This window comes from Chryseobacterium sp. FR048, from assembly GCF_056844665.1.
This window is the reverse complement of record NZ_JBXDSE010000004.1, coordinates 479227-482899: the sequence shown is the minus strand read 5'-3', so window position 1 is coordinate 482899 and position 3673 is coordinate 479227. Positions and strand designations below refer to the sequence as shown.

Genomic DNA, 3673 nt, shown 5'->3' with positions numbered 1-3673 from the left:
AATCCTCCCTTTGCTTTATTCTACCATAAAAACTCAAAAATATGACCCCCGAAAAATAAATTCATTGAAAAATATGAGTTACAAAAAAATACGCCCATAAAAAAGGCTGTCCTTTTGAGACAACCTCCTCTATTGATAGTAAAGTATTGAGAGTGATAGTTGGGTATTATATTAGTATTGAAATTGATACCGCTATTGCTATTGCTATTGCTATTGACAGGATGGATAGATGTTTACCGAAAAAATCTTTAATCTTTAATCTTTAATCTTTAATCTTTAATCTTTAATCTTTAATCTTTAATCTTTAATCTTTAATCTTTAATCTTTAATCTTTAATCTTTAATCTTTAATCTTTAATCTTTAATCTTTAAATCCTTATATTATAAAATTCGTTAAGATTCCTGAAATACATTATTTCATATCAAATAATTTCGTAATTTTAAAAAGGAGAATGTATTCTCGGTTTTATTTTTTAATCAATCAAATCTCAATAATTATGGAAAATATAAAGTTTAAAGTATCTCCATATCAGGATGAATTGCAGTTACTTATTGACGAAAAAAAAGTAGGCTATATGTCCATAGAGGTTGACGGAAGACTGCTGATCGTGTATTATACCAAGCTTGATGAAGAGCGTGAAGGAAAAGGATATGCCAAACTATTGCTGGATGAACTGGTGCGCTATGCAGAGGAAAAAGATTTGCTTGTAGACCCGGAATGTGATTTTGTACGCCAACAGTTTGAAAATCATCCCCGAAGATATAAAGATATATGGCATGCCTGATTAATCTTCCCACCAGGCCGTAAATTGCCGGTCCGGATGGTTCAGGTCGACCACTTCTCCAATCATTGGAGTAAGGATATGAAGTCCTTTTTCTGCTCCAAAAGCTGTTATTTTCTGTAAAGGCTCATTCCACGGATGAAGAGCCAATGCAAATTTTGCGGCGTGCACAGGAATAATACGTTTTGCCTGAATATCAATCGCTGCCTGAATAACATCTTCAGGCAGTGTATGAATATATCTCCAGGCTTCTCCATACTGCCCGTTTTCAAGAATGGCATAGTCAAACGGTCCATATTGATCACCGATCATTTTGAAATGAGCATCATACCCACTGTCTCCACCCAGAAATATTTTCTTTGTAGGCGTTATCAAAACATAGGAAGACCAAAGGGTATCGTTCTGCTTTATCCTCCTGCCTGAGAAATGCCTGGCGGGTGTAAATATGATCTTCATATTATTTTTCAGCTCAACTTCTGTTCCCCACTCTTCTTCGATCAGCTTTTCTCCGGTATATCCCCATCGCTCCAAATGTGCCCCAACGCCCAACGGTATGATCGCCGTTCCTGTACGGTCTCTGATCGATTTTACAGTTGGATAGTCCAGATGATCGAAATGGTCATGGGTAATGACAAGGTAATCCAAGTCCGGAATATCTTCGGGCTTATAAATATCCGATCCTTTGAATGCTTTATTGAAATATTTAAAAGGTGAGCCATACAGACTCAGCACCGGATCAATCAGAAACGAAACGCCATCAACCTGAAGATAATAGGAAGAGTGCCCCAACCAGATAAATACATCAGTATTCCTGTCAAGGCTTCTTAAATCAGTATAAACCGAAGGAATATCTTTGAGTGGTTTCAGCAACGGATCTTTTTTGCCTAAGAAGAAATCATAGGTCACTTTCCACATTTTGTACCCTTCTGCAATGGAAGGCGTACGGCTGATATTCTGAAACTGTCTTTTTCTGTAAAGTTTTGACTGCCTGATACGCTTCAGCCTCTCCCCCTTTGGTACTGCCCCAAATGCTTTCATATTGATCACGATAAAAAAGGTGGTAGTAAGAACAACGAGGCACGTAAGAATCCAGTAAATCATTTGTAAAAAATAAACATCAAATGTATTGACTTTTGTTTTTAAATGAAAATCTGAAGAAGCGGATTATAGTTTTTAACTAAATTTATCATGTCTTTCATAAAATTTATTATTCATTTAAGTGATGATTAATTTAAAACTTTCTATTTTAGCAGCTTAAAAAAACTCAAAGTACATTGAAAAATTATTCGGTCATATTTCTTCTCACCATGCTTTCATCATGTGCGTCTATCAGAAGGCACAACGAGCAGCGGGCTTCCTGTATTCCCCCGGAACAGCTGAAAGAAGATGTAGACTATGCTTACTCCAAGCTGCAGCAGATGCACCCTCAATTGTACTGGTATATTCCCAAGAAGGAATTGGAACACAAACTGGACAGTCTTAAGCAAACGCTTCGCGAACCGCTGACTCCTCTTCAGTTTTATTTTAAGCTACAACCTGTGATTGCAGGAATCCGTGAAGGACACCTTTCGCTAAGAATTCCAAGGAAGAAATTTACCAAACAGGAGATCAAAAAATTTGAACACCAGAAAGGACTGTTCAGCCGTTTTGAATATTATGTAGCCGATGACCGGATGTATATTATTCAGAATCGGGATTCCATTGAAAATATTAAGCCAGGCACTGAAATATTAACCATCAATAATGTTCCGGTTTCTGATTATATAAAAAAATACAGAGGACTGATCAGCAGTGACGGATATAATACCACCTTCCAGCCTTATTTTTTAAAGGATCTTTTTTTTAATTTTTATACGGCAGAAAACGGGCTTGCCAGCCAGGCAACGATTACGACCCTTTATAATGGAGAGAAAAGGACTTATACTTTAAACCGGGAATCGAAATCCGAAACCGATCTTGAAAAGGATAAGGAAATGCAAAAAAGAACCGCGGAAAAGAAACTGAATGACTATGTTGCATCCAGCAATTCTTATAACCGAAGTTTTAAATTTCTGGATAAGGACAGTACCATCGCTTATATAAAGGTAAGAAGTTTCTCAAGGGAATATTCTGAGGAATTTTACAAAAAATCATTTTTGAAAATCAAAGATGCCCAATCAAAGTACCTCATTATTGATGTCCGAAATAATTATGGCGGATCGCTATATGAGATCAATAATCTGTATTCTTATCTGAGCGATAAACCTTTTACCCTGATAAAACCCTCTCAGGTCAACTCCAGAGACATTCCTCTGAGAACCAATTATTTCAGAAAAAGCAGTCCTTTAGACTATGCTTTTAAAAGCATTGCTTACCCTAGCTACTTTTTTGCTCAAGCGTTCAGCACTTATAAAAAAGACGGTAAAATCTTTTATAAAATGAAAGCTGACAAACCCACAAAGCCTAACAAAAATGCCTTTCACGGTAAAGTCTTTGTTCTGATCAACGGTGGAAGTTTCTCCGCCTCGTCTATCATTACTGCCAAACTGAAGAATGATAAAAGAGCGACTCTTGTAGGAGAGGAAACCGGAGGGGCTAATGACGGAACGGTAGCCGGATTTTATTCTTATCAGAAACTCCCGAATTCTGAAATCAGATTCCCTATCGGATTGCTTCTTGTACAGCCGAACATTGATTTTTCAGATTCAAAAAAAGGAGTACTTCCTGATGTCGTCGTAAATGAAAGTCTTCAGGACATTATCGATAAAAAGGATCCGCAGCTGGACTGGATAAAAAATGAAATTGCTAAAGAAAAAGGACAATAAGGATTGAGCTGATTTCTCAATGCATATATCAATACATTGAAGATTTTAGTTTCGGGGGGGGGGGGGGGGGGGGGGGGGGGGGGGGGGG

3 protein-coding genes are annotated in these 3673 nt (G+C 37.4%); 2 read left to right on the top strand and 1 reads right to left on the bottom strand.

What is annotated here, in order from left to right; all coding sequences use genetic code 11:
* Window positions 1-496: 496 nt before the first annotated feature.
* Window positions 497-784, top strand: coding sequence for a GNAT family N-acetyltransferase (locus AC106K_RS14740; RefSeq protein WP_047099473.1), 288 nt, complete (start codon window positions 497-499; stop codon window positions 782-784).
* On the opposite strand, the gene AC106K_RS14735 is transcribed toward AC106K_RS14740, so the two are convergent.
* Window positions 785-1882 carry an MBL fold metallo-hydrolase gene (locus AC106K_RS14735; RefSeq protein ID WP_482446281.1) on the bottom strand — a complete coding sequence of 366 codons (1098 nt, stop codon included), beginning with the start codon at window positions 1880-1882 and terminating at the stop codon, window positions 785-787.
* 173 nt (window positions 1883-2055) lie between these two features.
* Here AC106K_RS14735 and AC106K_RS14730 point away from each other — a divergent pair, with 173 nt between their 5' ends.
* The gene (locus AC106K_RS14730; protein ID WP_482446280.1) at window positions 2056-3585 is read left to right on the top strand and encodes a S41 family peptidase; all 1530 of its coding nucleotides are present in this window, start codon (window positions 2056-2058) and stop codon (window positions 3583-3585) included.
* Window positions 3586-3673 lie beyond the last annotated feature (88 nt).

What these genes read in the sequence shown, in the direction of transcription:
- AC106K_RS14740 (WP_047099473.1), top strand. Translation starts at nt 497, where the DNA reads ATGGAAAATATAAAGTTTAAAGTATCTCCATATCAGGATGAATTGCAG.
- AC106K_RS14735 (WP_482446281.1), bottom strand. Translation starts at nt 1,882, where the DNA reads ATGATTTACTGGATTCTTACGTGCCTCGTTGTTCTTACTACCACCTTT.